Annotated in this window: 14 protein-coding genes; 11 read left to right on the top strand and 3 right to left on the bottom strand. The window is 42.5% G+C overall.

The genetic code is table 11. The features are described from left to right. The first annotated feature begins 130 nt into the window (after nt 1-130). Nucleotides 131-1,714 (top strand): alkaline phosphatase D family protein, encoded by a 1,584-nt coding sequence (locus tag HC643_RS39305; RefSeq protein WP_038080814.1) that lies wholly within the window; start codon nt 131-133, stop codon nt 1,712-1,714. A gap of 144 nt (nt 1,715-1,858) precedes the next feature. Further along, complete coding sequence (locus HC643_RS39300; RefSeq protein ID WP_038080816.1) at nt 1,859-2,422, top strand: Uma2 family endonuclease; 564 nt, start codon at nt 1,859-1,861, stop codon at nt 2,420-2,422. 31 nt (nt 2,423-2,453) lie between these two features. Here the strand turns inward: HC643_RS39300 and HC643_RS39295 are convergent, their stop codons facing one another. Further along, nucleotides 2,454-4,040 carry an alkaline phosphatase D family protein gene (locus tag HC643_RS39295; RefSeq protein ID WP_038080818.1) on the bottom strand — a complete coding sequence of 529 codons (1,587 nt, stop codon included), beginning with the start codon at nt 4,038-4,040 and terminating at the stop codon, nt 2,454-2,456. Between the two features lie 466 nt (nt 4,041-4,506). On the opposite strand from HC643_RS39295, the gene HC643_RS39290 reads away from it, so the two are divergent. From HC643_RS39290 to HC643_RS39270, 6 genes are all read left to right on the top strand, one after another. Next, nucleotides 4,507-4,770, top strand: coding sequence for a DUF5615 family PIN-like protein (locus HC643_RS39290; protein WP_050046193.1), 264 nt, complete (start codon nt 4,507-4,509; stop codon nt 4,768-4,770). Between the two features lie 173 nt (nt 4,771-4,943). After that, the gene (locus HC643_RS39285) at nt 4,944-6,335 is read left to right on the top strand and encodes a malic enzyme-like NAD(P)-binding protein (protein ID WP_038080820.1); all 1,392 of its coding nucleotides are present in this window, start codon (nt 4,944-4,946) and stop codon (nt 6,333-6,335) included. Between the two features lie 417 nt (nt 6,336-6,752). Further along, nucleotides 6,753-7,736: a leucine-rich repeat domain-containing protein gene (locus HC643_RS42825; protein ID WP_050046192.1), complete on the top strand. Its 984-nt coding sequence runs from the start codon at nt 6,753-6,755 to the stop codon at nt 7,734-7,736. Between the two features lie 9 nt (nt 7,737-7,745). After that, nucleotides 7,746-8,783, top strand: a complete 1,038-nt coding sequence (locus HC643_RS42820) for a leucine-rich repeat domain-containing protein (RefSeq protein WP_336604413.1) — start codon at nt 7,746-7,748, stop codon at nt 8,781-8,783. Nucleotides 8,784-8,886: 103 nt separating this feature from the next. Further along, a complete protein-coding gene (locus HC643_RS39275) occupies nt 8,887-9,900 on the top strand; it encodes a histone deacetylase family protein (protein ID WP_038080822.1) in 1,014 nt (337 codons plus the stop codon). A gap of 368 nt (nt 9,901-10,268) precedes the next feature. Beyond that, entirely contained in the window at nt 10,269-12,665 is a 2,397-nt protein-coding gene (locus tag HC643_RS39270; RefSeq protein WP_038080824.1) for an EF-hand domain-containing protein, read from the top strand. Nucleotides 12,666-12,769: 104 nt separating this feature from the next. On the opposite strand, the gene HC643_RS39265 is transcribed toward HC643_RS39270, so the two are convergent. Both HC643_RS39265 and HC643_RS39260 read right to left on the bottom strand, forming a co-directional pair. Further along, nucleotides 12,770-13,513, bottom strand: a complete 744-nt coding sequence (locus HC643_RS39265; RefSeq protein WP_038080825.1) for a creatininase family protein — start codon at nt 13,511-13,513, stop codon at nt 12,770-12,772. Between the two features lie 5 nt (nt 13,514-13,518). Next, the gene (locus HC643_RS39260; protein ID WP_038080826.1) at nt 13,519-13,791 is read right to left on the bottom strand and encodes a cupin domain-containing protein; all 273 of its coding nucleotides are present in this window, start codon (nt 13,789-13,791) and stop codon (nt 13,519-13,521) included. 227 nt (nt 13,792-14,018) lie between these two features. Between HC643_RS39260 and HC643_RS39255 the strand changes: the two genes are divergently transcribed. From HC643_RS39255 to HC643_RS39245, 3 genes are all read left to right on the top strand, one after another. Then, nucleotides 14,019-14,699, top strand: a complete 681-nt coding sequence (locus HC643_RS39255; RefSeq protein ID WP_038080827.1) for a response regulator — start codon at nt 14,019-14,021, stop codon at nt 14,697-14,699. Nucleotides 14,700-14,704: 5 nt separating this feature from the next. Next, the gene (locus tag HC643_RS39250; protein ID WP_038080828.1) at nt 14,705-16,093 is read left to right on the top strand and encodes a sensor histidine kinase; all 1,389 of its coding nucleotides are present in this window, start codon (nt 14,705-14,707) and stop codon (nt 16,091-16,093) included. A 117-nt stretch (nt 16,094-16,210) separates the two neighbouring features. Next, nucleotides 16,211-17,191, top strand: coding sequence for a sodium-dependent bicarbonate transport family permease (locus HC643_RS39245; protein WP_038080829.1), 981 nt, complete (start codon nt 16,211-16,213; stop codon nt 17,189-17,191). Nucleotides 17,192-17,207 lie beyond the last annotated feature (16 nt).

The following is a 17,207-nucleotide window of genomic DNA, read 5'->3' as shown; positions in this document are numbered from 1 at the left end:
AAAAGTCAGAACTAACCAGATACCCAACTTCTTTGAGAAGTCGGGTATCTGAACAAAGTCAATTGTGACAAGAAATTTATTTCAGGGTTTAGAAAAAAGCCCTGCTAATACTTAAGAGGCAATATTGGTCATGGAGCATTTGCACATCGAGCGATTGCTATCAACCCCGTTGAAGCGTCGCAATCTTTTAATTGGTGGTGGATTCTTAACAGGTTTAGCGCTGACAACCCAGTGGACAAGTAAAGTTAATGCTCAACCTCAATTCTCCAACTACCCATTCAGTCTTGGTGTCGCATCAGGAGAGCCCTATCCCAGAAGTGTTGTCATTTGGACGCGATTGGCTCCCAATCCATTGAATGGAGGTGGAATGCCATCAGAAAATGTCCCCGTACAATGGCAAGTTGCTACTGATGAAAAAATGACGAAGGTTGTGCGGAGTGGAACAACCTATGCGATTCCCGAATTAGGACACTCAGTACACGTTGTTGTAGAGGGATTGCAACCGGCGCGATGGTACTGGTATCAGTTTAAAGCAGGCAACGAAATCAGCCCTATTGGACGCACTCGTACTGCTCCTGTTGTTGGACAAAAAATCGAACAGTTCCGCTTTGCATTTGCTTCTTGTCAGAATTGGGAAGATGGCTACTATGCAGCATATAAGCATATGGCAAAAGAGGAACTCGATCTCGTTGTGCATCTTGGTGATTACATATACGAAGGAGCGGCAAATCCCGCTCGTATCAGACAGCACAACGGACCGGAACCCGTTACGCTTGAAGAATATCGCAACCGCCATGCCCTTTACAAAACTGACGAAGATTTACAAGCCGTTCATGCTGCTTTCCCTTGGGTTGTGACTTGGGACGACCATGAAGTAGACAACAACTGGGCGGATGAAATTCCTCAAGACCCAGAATTACAGACCCGAGAGCAATTTCTTGCTCGTCGTGCTGCTGCTTTCCAAGCCTATTACGAACATATGCCACTGCGTCCTTTCTCAAAACCAGAAGGCATCGATCTGCAACTTTATCGACGTCTCACATTTGGTGACCTAATAGAATTTAACGTGTTGGATACCCGTCAATATCGTACCGATCAGCCTTGTGATGACGGAATCAAACCCCGTTGTGAACAGGCTTTTGACCCATCTGCTACTTTGACTGGTGCCAAACAGGAGAAATGGCTGTTTAATAATCTTGACCGTTCCAAGGCTCGTTGGAACGTTCTTGCCCAACAAATAGTCTTTACCCAACATGATTGGACTGCGGGAGAAGAGTCTGCTTTTAACGTTGATGCTTGGGATGGTTATGTAGCTGCGCGTCAACGCATCCTTGATTTCTTCAATCAACGCAGACCCTCTAACCCAGTTGTTATCAGCGGTGACACTCACTCAAGTTGGGTTAGTGACCTTTTAGCAGACTTTAACAACCCCAATTCTCCTGTAGTGGGGACTGAGTTTGTGGGTACTTCTATTACCTCCGGTTTCAGCGCTAGTGACAGAATTGAAGCAGCTTTACCCGAAAGCCCCTGGATAAAGTATTTTAACGGACGGCAACGCGGTTATGTTCGTTGCGACTTGACTCACGAACGTTGGAGAAGTGATTATAGATTGCTACCACAGTCTCCACCTACCGGAGCAAATGTTCCCGATCCTAATGCACCAATTACCACGGCTGCATCCTTTGAGCTTCCAAATGGGGGAACTGTAAAGTAAGTAGCAAATATGTGAACGAATCGCACTTAACAGCTAAAGCCGTATCGCGCTTGTGCTAGTCGAAAAGGTTTGGCAGAACAGCGATTGAACCTACTATACTTTGCTAGACTAAGAAACAGCTCGTTATGCAGGATTTTTGGAGCCATGAGTGACACAATTACCAAACCGCTCAGCCTACAAGAATTTCTCAAGCTTCCAGAAACCAATCCTGCAAGCGAGTACATCAACGGTGAGATTGTTCAAAAGCCAATGCCGAAAGGGAGACACAGCCGCCTGCAATGCAAACTTTGTGCTGTAATTAATCAAGTTGCAGAAGACAAAAAGATTGCCTATGGGTTTCCTGAATTACGGTGTAGCTTTGGAGATCGCTCAATCGTACCCGATGTGGCTGTATTTCAGTGGAGACGCATCTCATTTACAATCGATAATGAAGTTCCCGATAACTTTGAAATCCCTCCAGACTGGACAATTGAGATTCTCTCGCCAGAACAAAAACCCAATAAAGTGATTGGCAACATTCTCCACTGTCTGGAGTATGGCAGTCGCCTTGGATGGTTTCTCGATCCTGATGACCTCAGTATCTTAGTGTTTTTACCAGAGCGACAGCCATTGCTAATCCAGGGAAAAGGCTCTGTACCTGTGTTGCCAGAAATTGAAATTGAATTAACTGCCGAACAAGTTTTCGGTTGGTTAAAGATGGGCAGTTAGTTAGTAGATTGGTCAACCTTTAACCATTGAACTAAATCTTCTGAGCGCCCGGTTGTCCGCTAGTAACGATAAACGAAGCAATGTTGCTAATAGTAGCAGCATCTCGGTTAGCAGTCGTTGAAACGGCTCGATAATCGCTCCGCCAAGTATTGCGTGTAATTTGACAGCTGATATAGCCTCGCACATCACCGTTAAAAAACTTGACGTGGGGGTTTTCAGATAAGTTTGCTTGGACGTTTGGAGCCCAAGAACAAAGAGAACTAATTGATGTACCAGCAAATTCAGTAGCTAGGGTTTCGGAACTTGGATCGTCAAAATTTTTCTTGATATCTTGAACGCAGAAAGAGTGCCAATCACCTGTGATAATCACGGGATTGGATGGGCGACGGTTTTCTATAAAGTCTAGAATTCTTTGCCTTGCAGCAGGATAACCATCCCATTGATCCATATTGAATGCTTTTTCCGCTCCTGGTTGATAGTCAATTTGTCCAAACCAGATTTGTTGAGCTAAAACATTCCATTGGGCTGGCGATCGCTCCAATCCTTTAAACAGCCATTCCTCTTGTTCTTTACCAGTCAAAGTGAGAGAAGAATCGAGTCTCTCCGGGCAATCTGGTGCAGAGGGAAAAGTTTGCAAGCAGACTTGATCTGAACGATATTGACGAGTATCAAGCACGTGGAAATAAGCCAGATCGCCAAATGCAAACCGCCGATAAAGTTTGAGATCGTCACCCGTTGGAAACGATCTCAAGCGTAAGGGCATATGCTCGTAGTATGCTTGGAAAGCGGCTCTACGACGCTGGCGAAATTGTTCGGGCGACTGTCTATCTGGGTCTTCTGGGATAAAACCCGCCCAGTTATTATCTACCTCATGGTCATCCCAAGTCACAATCCAAGGAAAAGCTGCATGAGATGCTTGTAAATCTGGGTCGCTCTTGTACAGGGCATAGCGGTTGCGGTAGTCCTTCAAAGTAATGATTTCCGGACTATTGTGCTCCCGCACCCTTGTGGGGCTGGTGCTAATTCCACCTTCGTAAAGGTAATCGCCCAAGTGGACAACAAAGTTTAAGTCTTCTTCAGCCATGAATTTGTAGGCTGTGTAAAAACCGCTTTGGTATTCCTGACAAGAAGCAAAGGCAAAATTGAGTTGACTAATGGATGTTCCTAAAGCGGGTGCAGTACGAGTACGTCCGATCGGGCTAAGTTCATTTCCGACCTTAAATTGATACCAATAAACCCTATCGGGTTCTAAGCCTTGAACGTCAACGTGTATGGAGTGACCTAGTTCTGGAGTTGCTACAGCAAAGCCCTTCTGCACCACTTTTGTCATACTTGCATCGGCTGCTAATTGCCACCGTACAAGAATATTTTCCTGTGGTACACCACCACCATTCAGTGGATCGGGCGCTAAACGCGTCCACAAAACCACTCCATTTGGTAATGGATCTCCAGATGCAACACCAAGAGTGAAAGGATAGGCAGAAAACTTTGGCTGGGCTAGTACTCTACGTGACCATTGGCTGGCAATTGTAAAACCTAAAAACCCACCAGCACCAATTAACAGGTTTCTCCTTTTGATTTTTGTTGACAAATAATTCTCAAAATTTGAACGGCGCACGGATACCTCCTTCAGAGTTTGGGAAACCCAGGGGCATTGAGAGGAGCGATTTCGTGGAGTTTCTAGAGTGTTGTTAATCTCACTTAAGCCTGAGTTATCCCGAGATATGTTAAGTAAAAACCTTATCAAGTAAACGTTAACAGCCTGTCAAGTAACAGCCAATTTGTGGTTAAAGCTAAGTTAATGAGGGATTAGGAGAAAAATAATTCAAGGATGTCCAGTAGTAAGGTTTACGTTAGCTGTTTCTTACAGAGACGCGCTGTTGGAAGCATCTGAACAAAAAACTTAGTTTTTTCTCCTCGATTTTGACTACTGTCTTGACGGTTCTAGAGCAGAAATGTTGAATGCTGATACAAAACTTTATATTTTAAGTGACACTAAGCTCAAAAGCTGAAATTAATCAACAAAACATAATCTCTTCAAATCAATGCACATAACTAATTTTCTGACACATACAAGATTGTAAATAGTTCAGGATGCTGGGAATGCAGAGCAAGGTATACCTGATGAGGACGTGCTGGCATTTGCCATCAGCCAAGAACGCTCGATTTTGACTATCAACAGAGACGATTTTATCCGTTTGCATCGTCGTAATTCCAAACACTTCGGTATTGTAGTTTGTACTAACAATCGTAACTGGGAACAATTTGCAGCACGGATAAATGAGGCTGTAACAGCAGAGGGAACTTTACAGGGAAAACTAATCCGTGTGGTACGTCCAGCTAGTTAGGCGATTTTCGTGAGGCGATTTTACTGGCGGAATAGGAATATCTTGTATACTGAATTGTTACTATGTATACTGAAGTGTTACTCAATTTTTACTTCTGACAGTAAAAAATCTGGTTTTAAGGTTTAACGTATAGTGAGCATCTCACTCTCACATCCAGAAAGAATCAACAAAGAATGGCAGACCTGACTCCTAATTCTAGTTTTAGCGTGACAATCCGGGTAGAAATCCCCAACCGCATTGGAATGTTGGCGACTGTGACCAAAGCGATCGCAACTGGTGGTGGTAACTTTGGCCAAATTGACCTTATAGAACAGACAAGAGCTGTTTCGATTCGCGATATCACCGTCGATGCTGCTAGCACCGAGCATGCAGAGACAATTGTACAAGCGGTTAAAGCCTTACCAGATATAAAGGTCTTGAATGTCTATGACCGCACTTTTAATTTGCATCGTGGTGGAAAAATTAGCATTGCCAGTAGAATACCTCTTAAGAGTGTCTCCGATTTAGCAATGGCTTATACGCCGGGAGTAGGGCGCATATGCAATGCCATCGCTCAAAATCCTGAAGAAGTTTACAATTTAACAATTAAACAAAATACTGTAGCTATTGTTACTGATGGTAGCGCAGTCTTGGGATTGGGAAATCTCGGTCCGGCGGCGGCTTTGCCAGTTATGGAGGGCAAAGCCATGCTATTCAAGGAATTTGCAGGACTTGATGCTTTTCCCATTTGCTTGGCGACTCAAGACACTGACAAAATTGTCGAAGCTGTTAAAAATATTGCACCAGTCTTTGGGGGAGTGAACTTAGAAGATATTGCCGCTCCTCGTTGTTTTGAAATTGAAGCCAGACTGAGACAGGAACTAGATATTCCTGTTTTTCACGATGACCAGCACGGTACGGCTATCGTCACATTAGCTGCGTTGTTAAATGCCTTGAAGCTAGTCCATAAATCTATCGCAGACGTTCGCATCGTTATTAATGGTGCAGGAGCAGCGGGAGTCGCTTGTGCTCGATTGCTCCGCAAAGCAGGAGCAGAAAAAATTTGGATGTGCGATTCCAAAGGGATTCTTTCTGTCAATCGTACAGACCTTACAGAAGAAAAGCGCGAATTTGCTGTTAAAGCCCAAGGGACTTTAGCTGGTGCATTGCAAGGGGCTGATGTCTTTATCGGCGTTAGCGTACCGGGAGTCCTAACACCAGAAATGGTGCGTTCTATGGCAAAAGATCCGATTGTATTTGCAATGGCAAATCCAATTCCCGAAATTCAACCAGAATTGGTCAAAGACGATGTTGCTGTTATGGCAACAGGTCGCAGTGACTACCCAAATCAAATCAATAATGTTTTGGCTTTTCCTGGTGTTTTCCGGGGTGCTTTGGATTGTAGGGCAGCAACAATTACTATTAATATGTACTTAGAAGCGGCAACTGCGATCGCATCTTTAGTAAACCCTTCTGACCTTGACAAAGAGCACATCATTCCTTCCGTGTTTGATGAACGTGTCGTGACAGCTGTTGCAGGAGCTGTACAACGTGCAGCACGTCAAGAAGGTATTGCCAGAAGTTAATCTAACCCTCCTCGCGGGAAGTCCCCTAGTGTAGCTTGCGGAACTGGGGGATGAAAGCAAGGGTAAGTAGCTGTAACTTAATATCTACCCATATTTACCCATTACTACCCTTGTTGGGGATTTCTGCAATGAGAGTGTCTACATACTCTCTTAACCGTTCTTGCCAATCTGAGACGCCTTTTCGGACATTGAAACACACAGAAATCGGCGAGGTCCAATACTGCTCGGTTAAGGGAAAATAGGGTGGGAAATTCAGCTTGAAGAGTTCGAGTTTTTGAGGTAAAACTGGGTAGATTTATACGAGAGCCTGAAAGAGAAAAAGTAAGTTCAATTCTCCCGTTTGTTCGCGTAGACAAAACGCCAACACTTGTTGACACTTTTTCCTCTCTATTTTCTTTAACCGGGCAGTATTGGGTGATGATCGATAAAGAATTATTACGTATAATTGAACAAGCAGCATCAGAAGGTATAACAGAACTAGACCTCTCTGGCAAAGAATTGACAGCTTTACCCCCTGAAATTGGCAAACTGACTCAACTTAAAAAGCTAATTCTTGGCAAGTATAAATATGATGAACAGGGCAATATTGTCGGTATTATTGGGAACAACCTAAGTGCTTTACCTCCTGTAATTGGATTTCTCAATCATCTTGAAGAACTTCAGGTGATTGGCAATGATAGCTTAACTAGCGTACCGCCAGAAATTGGACAACTCATCAGCTTGCAAATCCTCAACCTAAGTAATAATCAACTGAGCAGTCTGCCAGAAGAAATTAGACAACTCACCAACTTGCAAAAGCTTAACCTATGGAGTAATCAACTGAGTAGTCTGCCAGGAGAAATCGGACAACTTACCAACCTGCGATCGCTCAACCTAAACAATAATCAACTAAGCGCTTTGCCGAAGGAAATTGGACAGCTTACCAATCTGCGATCTCTCGGTCTCCACTGCAATCAATTGAGCAGTTTGCCAGGAGAAATTGCACAACTCTCGAACTTGGAATGGCTCGACTTGGGCTGTAATCAGCTGAGCAGTCTGCCAGGAGAAATTGCACAACTTACCAACTTGCAAGCGCTTGTTTTACAGAGTAATCAACTGAGTAGTCTGCTAGGAGAAATTGCACAACTCACTAACTTGGAATTGCTCGACTTGAGCAGTAATCAACTGAGCAGTCTGCCAAGAGAAATTATACAACTCTCCAACTTGCGATCGCTCAAGTTGAGCGTTAATCAACTAAGTAGTATACCAAGAGAATTTGCACAACTCACCAACTTGGAATGGCTCGACTTGGGCTGTAATCAGCTGAGCAGTCTGCCAGGAGAAATTGGAGAACTTATCAACTTGCAAGCGCTTGTTTTACAGAGTAATCAACTGAGTAGTCTGCCAGGAGAAATTGGATAACTTATCAACTTGCACATCCTCGACTTGAACAATAATCAATTTAGCAGTTTGCCAAGAGAAATTATACAACTCTCCAACTTGCACACCCTCGACTTGAGCAATAATCAATTGAGCAGTCTGCCAGGAGAAATTGGACAACTCACTAACTTGCACATCCTCGACTTGAGCAATAATCAATTGAGCAGTCTGCCAGGAGAAATTGGACAACTCACTAACTTGCAAACCCTCGACTTGGGCAAGAATAAACTGAGTAGTTTACCAAAACAAATTGGACAACTCACTAACTTGTACACCCTCGACTTGAGCAATAATCAATTGAGCAGTCTGCCAGGAGAAATCGGACAACTCATCAACTTGCAAACGCTTAACCTCAGCGACAATCAATTGAGCAGTCTGCCAGGAGAAATCGGACAACTTATCAACTTGCGGTCGCTTGATCTCATCGACAATGAATTGAGCAGTCTACCAAAAGAAATTGGACAACTTACTAACTTGAAATGGCTCGATCTAGACAGTAATCAACTGACCAGTCTGCCAAAAGAAATTGGACAACTTACTAACTTGGACTGGCTCGACCTCAGCAACAATCAATTGAGCAGTCTACCAAAAGAAATTGGACAACTTATCAACTTGAAATGGCTCGATCTAGACAGTAATCAACTGACCAGTCTGCCAAAAGAAATTGGAAAACTTACTAACTTGGACTGGCTCGACCTCAGCAACAATCAATTGAGCAGTCTGCCAAAAGAAATTGGACAACTCACTAACTTGTATTTGCTTAACTTGGGGAACAATCAATTGAGACGTTTGCCAAAAGAAATTGGACAACTTACTAACTTGTCTTCGCTCAACTTGGAGAGCAATCAATTGAGCAGTCTACCAAAAGAAATTGGACAACTAACTGATTTAGAATGTCTCTACCTGGACAGCAATCAACTGAGCAAACTTCCAAAAGAAATTGCACAATTACCAAATCTGAAAGAACTGGAGCTTCATGGTAATCTAGTCCCTATTTTACCTGATTTTTTACGTAGAAAAGATACTTAGAGAAATTCATATACAGCCTTTTAATTTTTTATAGAATGAATTTGAAACTTTAAAAGCGAGAATATGGGAATTAAATATTGCTATGAAACTATAAAAAATAGTTATGACAAAATTTGCTGTTTACCTACATCCACATACTTGTTACACATCTAAACCAAGTCATACGATTTCTTGGATAGGTTATTCATTCCCATACTACAGTCAAGTCAGACTTGAATTAGCCAAACAATTAACTAATTATCCAATACTACCAATACGAAAAGCTCAGTTAACTGATTATCTGCAAGTTCATAAAGATATTTATCTGAAAAATCTAGTTTTTAAAGCTTTAAGTCAACATGATAAAATTGATAATTCATTGCCAAGAAATGGTGGTGAATGTGAAGGATTAGAATATTGTCTACCTAGTTATTTGTACAGCTTGGGAGGATTACTCGAAGCAATAGATCGCATGAAAAAGGGAGTATTAGAGCGTGCTTACTGTTTTAGTCTACCAGGACATCATGCACATACAGATTGGGGGCATGGGTATTGTTTACTCAATCCTTTAGCAGCAGCAGCTAAATATGCTCAAATACAGGGGTTTCAAAAAATATTAATTGTTGATTGGGATATTCATCATGGTGATGGAACGCAATCTATTTTTGTTAACGATCGAAATGTTTACTGTATAAGTATACATAATGGTACTGACCTTTATATGGCTAAAGCTTCTGACTTAAAAGCAGGTACAACTACCGTTGGACTTGCAGTCGGACACTGCAATATCCCTCTAATTCCACAAAACTTTGCAGTGGAAGTTTTAACTAAATTGGGGATAGATGGAAAATTTTATACAAGCCATGAAAGTTTAAATGCTTTTCAAGAAGCACTATTACAGATACCTTGGACACCTGATTTAATTTTAATATTTTCTGGCTATGACTCACATCAAGATGATTGTGGAAAAGGAATTACAGATTGGACCAATCAAGAATTTAAATTATTAACTTTAAAAGTGTTAGAGTTAGCTAAAGAATCATTAATTCCAGTCATATCTACTCATGGAGGCGGGTATAAATTACCTGTAACTGTATCGGCTGCCTTAAGCCATGTAGAGATTTTAGCCAGCAGTTAAACAATTTTTTAGGCATATACAACAAATTTTTTTAAACATTGTTTGACTGTCTCAAACACAAATAGAGAAAGACTGTCTAATTCATAACCGCCTTCCAAACTGAAAAGACTTAGTGGCGCAATCTTGAGGAAATAATCAGTTTTAAACTCCTTGTAAGTTTTTGTAAAAGCAATATGACGATTTTTTATGAATCGTTGCAATAAACCTATATCTTTTTCTCTAGAGTCCCTTATTCTTTTTAATTATTATTAATTTCCGATAGCTTTTGTTGTTAACTCAACATTCCAATAAAACTGTTACTTGCTTGACGTGAGATTCAAAGCATTCTAATGTTTTTACCATACTCAAAAAAGGGAGGAATGATATTGATGGCAACTGTAGAACTAGAAAAAAAGGTGATGACTGAAGAAGAAGTGACAAAGCTGTGGGAAGCATTCAAAGTATTTGATGCTGACGGTAGCGGTGCCATCTCAGCAAATGAATTAGGGCAAGTCATGCGATCGCTGGGGCAAAGTCCAAATGACACCGATTTGCGAGATATGATCAAAGAAGTAGACGTAGACTTATCAGGTAGTATTGATTTTGAGGAATTCAAAACCCTGATGGTGTCAATGCAAGGCGATCGCAAAAGCCGTCTTAAGCTAGCATTCAGTGTGTTTGATGAAGACGGTAGCGGTCAGATTACAACAAACGAACTACACAGCATCATGAGTCAGTTTGGGCTGACGGATAAAGAACTTGATGAGATGATTAAAGAGGTCGATGGCGATGGCGATGCCTCAATTGACTTTCAAGAGTTCATGAAACTGGTTCCACAAGAGTCAGAAATTACGAGTGGCTATAAAGATTCACCCATTTTTTTGACGAGTTACCCTGCAAATAATCCACCCACCGTCACCTCAGATATAGCTGCGGCTACTACGCAAGCACCTACCTTATTAACCATCACATCTTCCGGACAGCAAATCAAGAGCGACGACAAAGAAGTAGCGCGACTCAAAGAACTGCTCGCCCAACACCCACAAGACCAAAAAGAACGCGCCACTTCTCGCCTGCAAATGCAAATTGGGTTATTCCGCTTGATTCAAGGAGCCGCCTACCGCAGCTTCCGTGAAAGCTTCTCCGCCAACCATGAAACGCACCTGCGCGTGAGAAACTTGCCCTACAAAATTAACGACTTTGTGCAGTTTGTGGAGAAAGCAATCGCATTGTATAAAGGGTTAGATGTTGTAGAAAAAGCTTGTTACCCCCTGTTAGATGCAGTTGTTGAATCCATCGAAGCAGAATACGCCCGACTCCAAGACCGTATCAAAAACTGGAACACCATCGCAAAAACACCCCAGATGCTGGTTGAGGAGCAAGCGATGCAGGAAGCACGCCGTAAATCAATTTCCGTCAGAGAGAAGTTTGCTGCGGGAGTCGAGTTCGCAATTACCGTGAAGAAAAAGCAATTCAGCTTTCGCGATATTGCTACAGGTGTCCTTGCCATCAACGAACTCAACCGCCTCAGACAGATGGAACTAAATGCAGAACTTGCTCCACCACCCCCCAAATCAGCAGGCGATCCCAAAGATTACCTCCAGCAATGGCACCGCGTCATCCTCTCAGATGCGTCAGAAGAAATATCCGGTGCAATGATGCCAGTGGCTTACTGGTATGAAGATTTCATGCCAAAACTGCTAGCCGCCTTCAGTGTCAACACTGCTACAGATATCCAAAGCAACACCGTACCTGATGAAGCGGCTTTAACTCAATGGTATGAAGCTACCAAAGCATCTGGAGAATTTGACCGCTATGGAGCGGATGTAGTACAGAACTTTTCTCAATGTACTCCCAAACAAAAGCTAGCTGTGAAGCAGGCATGGCGTTTGACACATCACTATCTCAATGGCGTGCAAAAACGGCGTGAACGTCAAGAGTTTGGTCGCGAGTCAGGGGCGCTATCCCAGTATGTAGCATTTATTGATGTTTATTTGGCAAGAAGTGATGTTAAGGATTCCCAGATGCGGGTCAGCTTTCCTTATTACATTGGCCCTGCCGTGTGGCGTTTCTTCCACACCACAGCGGAAATTGTCTGTGCCAAGCCAGATGCAGAGCAAAAAACGCTGGTAGCAGTATTCCAAGACTTTTTTAAACTATTTGCCACGATGTACCCCTGTCCTTACTGTCGCCACCACCTCAATATGTATGTGGTACAGAACAAAGAAGTCGATATGTACCCAGTAGAATATCTATTACTCGGGCGCGACCCGCAACTCAATAATTTTGAGGTATCGATGGAGGCAAAACTGTCTACAGTTGTAGATGGCCCCGCCTTGCGCTTATTTTTCTGGAAACTACACAACACCGTCTCCTCATCAATTGCTCGCTCCGAAGAGTGGTATCATAAGGATGAGAAAGCTTTTTATACTACCCGCTATTGGCCCAGTCTCGACTCCGAATTGGCACGAAGCAAAGCACTCAAACATCTCAGCATCTCCGTCGATCGATTACACCGCCTCTATGGGATTATCAAACCAGCATCGCGGCTGGCTGGGGTAAGAGCAACGCTGCAAAAGCTACTGGAGAAAGGCGATGAGTCAGGCATCAAGGAAGCTTGCGTCCTAGCTGAAGATTATATTAAAGAATTGGAAGCAGCTGCGATCGCCGGACAATTTCTTCAGGAAACCTACCGCTTTGACCCAACAATTATCGATCGAACTCCTTACTTTACGCCTGAAGAGGAGGAGTATGCCCGCAGCGGCGTATTTGTAGAAGTGATTTAAATACCTCCATCTTCGACCCCACACAATTGCGGAGGTTTTATGAAAGTTCAGCAGGTGAAACGTCAGAAACCTCGCACGTAGTCTAAGTGGAGTGTGTAGGTAATTCAATTGTTCAAAAACTCCAGATACCCCTGACTCAGTTCTTTGACGGCTAATTCATAGAACTGCTGACCGTGTTCGGGTGTTGCTAAGGCAGGATTTGAACCCATCCTGCCATCTGGATATTTTTGGCGAAAGTCAGTTGCACCATAAATTTTATGTCCGCTACCAACTTCTGAAGAAAGAGTCGCTTGTTTGATTGCTTCTGGATAAACATACTGGGTTACGGCTACTTCACTGGGTGTTGCATGAGAACCTTCTTGGTCGCCGTATAATTCTTTTGCTAGCTTGTAAACCGAACTACACATAAACCAGTTAGCAATTTGACATTGCACTTTATGGGCATTGGGAATTTGTAAATCTTCCAAGTGGGCGTATGTTTCAGAAAAAGCTGCCTTGAGGGTCGCAATGTTACCCCCATGCCCGTTAATAAAATAAAACTTGGTAAAACCAGCTTTTGCCAGAGAGGTAGTGTAGTCCCGCACGAGTTGAATCATCGTACTCGGACGCAAACTGATCGTGCCGGGAAATCCTGTATGATGCAACGCCATACCAACATTTATTGTTGGACCAACAATTGCATGAGTCGCCTCTCCCACGCCACGAGCGATCGCGTCTGCACAAATTGCATCTGTGCCAATCAATCCCGTGGGCCCGTGTTGCTCCGTAGAGCCTATAGGTAAAATGATACCTTGAGACTGCTGGAGATAAACTTCTACTTCTTGCCAAGTACTCAAATGTAACAGCATTTTTTCTACTCAAAACAATAATGTTTTTTGACATCGCTTCTAATGTCCCAGGTGCAGGACATTCCAGCCGGAAATGTGACTAAATCTCCTTTGCCCATTTGCACTGGTTGACCGCCATCAGGAGTCACAAGCACATCTCCTTCTAAAAAGTAACAAGTTTCTTGCTCCTGGTAAGTCCATGGAAACTTCGAGGCTTCCTTAGTCCAAATTGGCCATTGAAAGACATCTAACTCTTTAAGGCGTTCTTGGATCGGCTGACGTTCTATCTTGATGTCCATATTTCATCTCTCCTAAGAATGATATTCAAAAAGACTCTTCGATATTTTTTAAAAAAGTTAGTGTTGTTGAATTACAGCATAATGCAACTGCAAGGGCAAGTTATTTCCAGAGCAAAGGTCACTGAGTCAACTTATCTAAGTCCAGCAAATATTGTGGTAAACCTCTTAAAATTTTGTTATTTTTATGACCAGTCAACAAACATCTAACTCATGTAAACTGTACAAATATGCGAATTTTGCTAGTTGAAGATGAACCAGGTATTGCCGAATTCATCAGTCAAGGTCTCAGAGAAACGGGGTACGCTGTAGATGTTGCTTCCGATGGTGAAGAGGGTCGGGAATATGTCTCCTCTGTGGAGTACGATATTATCATATTAGACATCATGCTACCTAATATTGATGGGTTGAAGCTACTGAGCGAATTCCGGAGCCAAAAAATTCAAACGCCAGTGTTACTGCTAACTGCACGGGATACTGTAGAAGACCGGGTTAAAGGATTAGATCGGGGTGCGGATGACTACTTGGTTAAACCTTTTGCATTTTCAGAACTCCTAGCACGTTTGCGGGCTTTACAACGTCGCCCTCCACTACAATTTAATACCATGTTGCAGATAGGGGATTTAACTATGGATGTCGTGAAAAGAGAAGTTCAGCGTGGGGGGCGAGCGATCGAACTCAGCCCCTTAGAATTTAAACTTTTAGAATATTTATTGCGTAACTCTAATTCCGTAGTGACCCGAACCCAAATAGGAGAACACGTCTGGGATTTTGATTTCTACAGCGATTCCAATGTTGTTGATGTGTATGTCGGTTATCTCAGACGGAAAATAGACAAAGGTTTTGACCAGCCATTACTCCATACAGTCAGAGGAGTAGGATATTGCCTGAAGTCTTGTTCCGTTAGTTAATTTTTATGTTTTTTTTACGATTTAGTAAAAGTACGATTAGGACACGTCTAACAGCGTGGTACATAGTACTTTTGGGCTGTACGCTGGTACTTTTTAGCACTTACCTATATATTCAATTAGAAAGTAGTTTACTCGGTCAACTAGATACAGCTTTGCAGGTTGCTGCTTCTGAAACCTTTGCTGAAGTTATCGAAATGAGCGGTCATCCTGCTTTTAAGATAACAAACCACTCAGAAACAATTACCCATCAGCTAGCGAATGCTGGCTTTGCCGTGCGGTTAATTTCACCTAAGGGTGACGTATGGGATGGCATTGGTAGCTATCAAGTTGTACCATCAACCAGGCATATAAAAGCAGGGTACACTAACGTAACCGAACATAATAGAATTTGGCGAGTTTACACTAAACCATTACCTTTATCCCCAACATCTGGTTGGTTGCAAGTTGCTCAATCTCTTGAACCAATTTCTAAAGCATCAGAACATCTGCTGACTTTGATGGTTTTTAGTTGTCCTTTAATTCTCTTAGTGGCTGCATTTGGAGGATTATTTTTGGCTGAACGGGCGTTACGTCCTATCGATCGCATTATCCGCACCGCACAAGCCATCGGTCCTGGTGATTTTACCCAACGGATTGGTTATCGAGGTTCCATGGATGAAGTCGGACGATTAGCTATCACCATAGATAAGATGTTAGATCGCTTGCAAGCGGCTTTTGAGCATGAAAGACGATTTACCGCTGATGCATCCCACGAGTTACGCACGCCTCTAACAGTGATTAAAGGACGACTTGGTGTGACTTTGAGTCGATCGCGGACTGTTGAAGAATATGAGAGTACCTTGCGAGAATTACAACGGGAAGTCGATCGCTTGATTCGGCTTGCTAATGGATTGCTTTTTCTGACTCGTTTGGATCAAAGCGAATCTGAATACCAATTGAGTTGGACAAATATTGATTTGAGCGACCTATTAGAAGTCCTGATAGAACAAATTCAGCCTTTAGCGGAAATTAAGAATATTACAATAAGTGTTGCTATAAACTCCTCACTTCACATTGCTGGTAACTCCGACCACTTAACGAGCCTGTTTTTAAATTTATTGGATAATGCCATTAAGTACACTCCTTATGAAGGTCAAGTAACGGTAAGAGCATTTCAAGATAGGGGACAGGCTACAGTGACAGTGACTAATACGGGTAAGGGAATCGAAGCAGAACACTTACCCCATTTGTTTGAGCGTTTCTATCGTGCTGAGAGCGATCGTTCCCGCAGTACGGGTGGATCGGGATTGGGGCTGGCGATCGCCCATGAAATTGTTCGCTTGCATCGCGGTACTCTTCATGTCACAAGTCAGCCCGAGCGACTAACGACTTTCACCGTACAATTGCCATTTTAAAATGCAAACGTAACCCTAAGAACATTCTTAAGCCATTCTCACTATTTTCTTAAGATACATGAACTAATTTGTATATCAGTTCATTAAGATTTGTAATGCTTAGGAAAGAAAAAATCAATGGATGGCAGTTTAATCCTATTTAACATTTTAAATCCGCCAGTTTTATTCTTTTTTATGGGAATGCTGGCTGTTTTTTTGAAATCGGACTTAGAAATTCCTCAACCCTTACCCAAATTATTTTCTCTTTATTTACTTTTAGCAATTGGGTTTAAGGGAGGACACGAACTCGCAGACAGTGGGATTAACTTACAAATAGCAGCCACTCTCGTCGCTGCGATTGTCATGGCTTCAATCGTCCCAGTATATACCTTCTTTATCTTGAGACTTAAGCTGGATTTCTATAACGCAGCTGCGATCGCGGCTACTTACGGTTCTATTAGTGCAGTCACTTTTATTACAGCTAGCTCTTTCCTGGAGAAATTGCACATTGCATATGGGGGACATATGGTTGCAGCATTAGCCTTGATGGAGTCTCCAGCTATTATTGTCGGATTGGTTCTTGTTAGAGTCTTTGCTAATAAGACAGAAGGTGAAGCTGACGGTGAATTCTCGTGGGGTAAAGTACTGCAAGAGGCTTTTTTAAACGGCTCTGTTTTTCTACTTGTGGGTAGTTTAATAGTTGGAGTCCTTACAGGAGAAAAAGGTTGGGAAAAGCTGCAACCATTCACTCAAGGGATTTTCTATGGTGCGCTAACGTTCTTTTTACTGGATATGGGATTAGTCGCAGCCAGAAGAATTAAAGACTTAAGCAAAACAGGCTCTTTCTTGATAGCATTTTCCGTCTTTATTCCCGTTGCAAATGCCATTTTTGGAATTTTAATCTCAAAACTTCTGGGAATGGGGGAAGGAAATGGGCTTTTATTTGCCGTTTTATGTGCTAGCGCTTCTTATATTGCTGTTCCTGCAGCTATGAGATTAACAGTTCCTGAAGCCAATCCCAGCCTTTATGTTTCTATGGCTCTTGCTTTAACATTCCCCTTCAATATTATTGTAGGTATTCCCCTCTACTTACAGATTCTGAAAATGATTGGTGTATAACTCCCATTTAGCATGA

The sequence above is a fragment of the Tolypothrix bouteillei VB521301 genome, assembly GCF_000760695.4.
In the GTDB taxonomy this organism is placed as follows: Bacteria; Cyanobacteriota; Cyanobacteriia; order Cyanobacteriales; family Nostocaceae; genus Scytonema; species Scytonema bouteillei_A.
The sequence above is the reverse complement of the archived record's forward strand: the minus strand, read 5'-3'. Positions and strand labels throughout refer to the sequence as shown.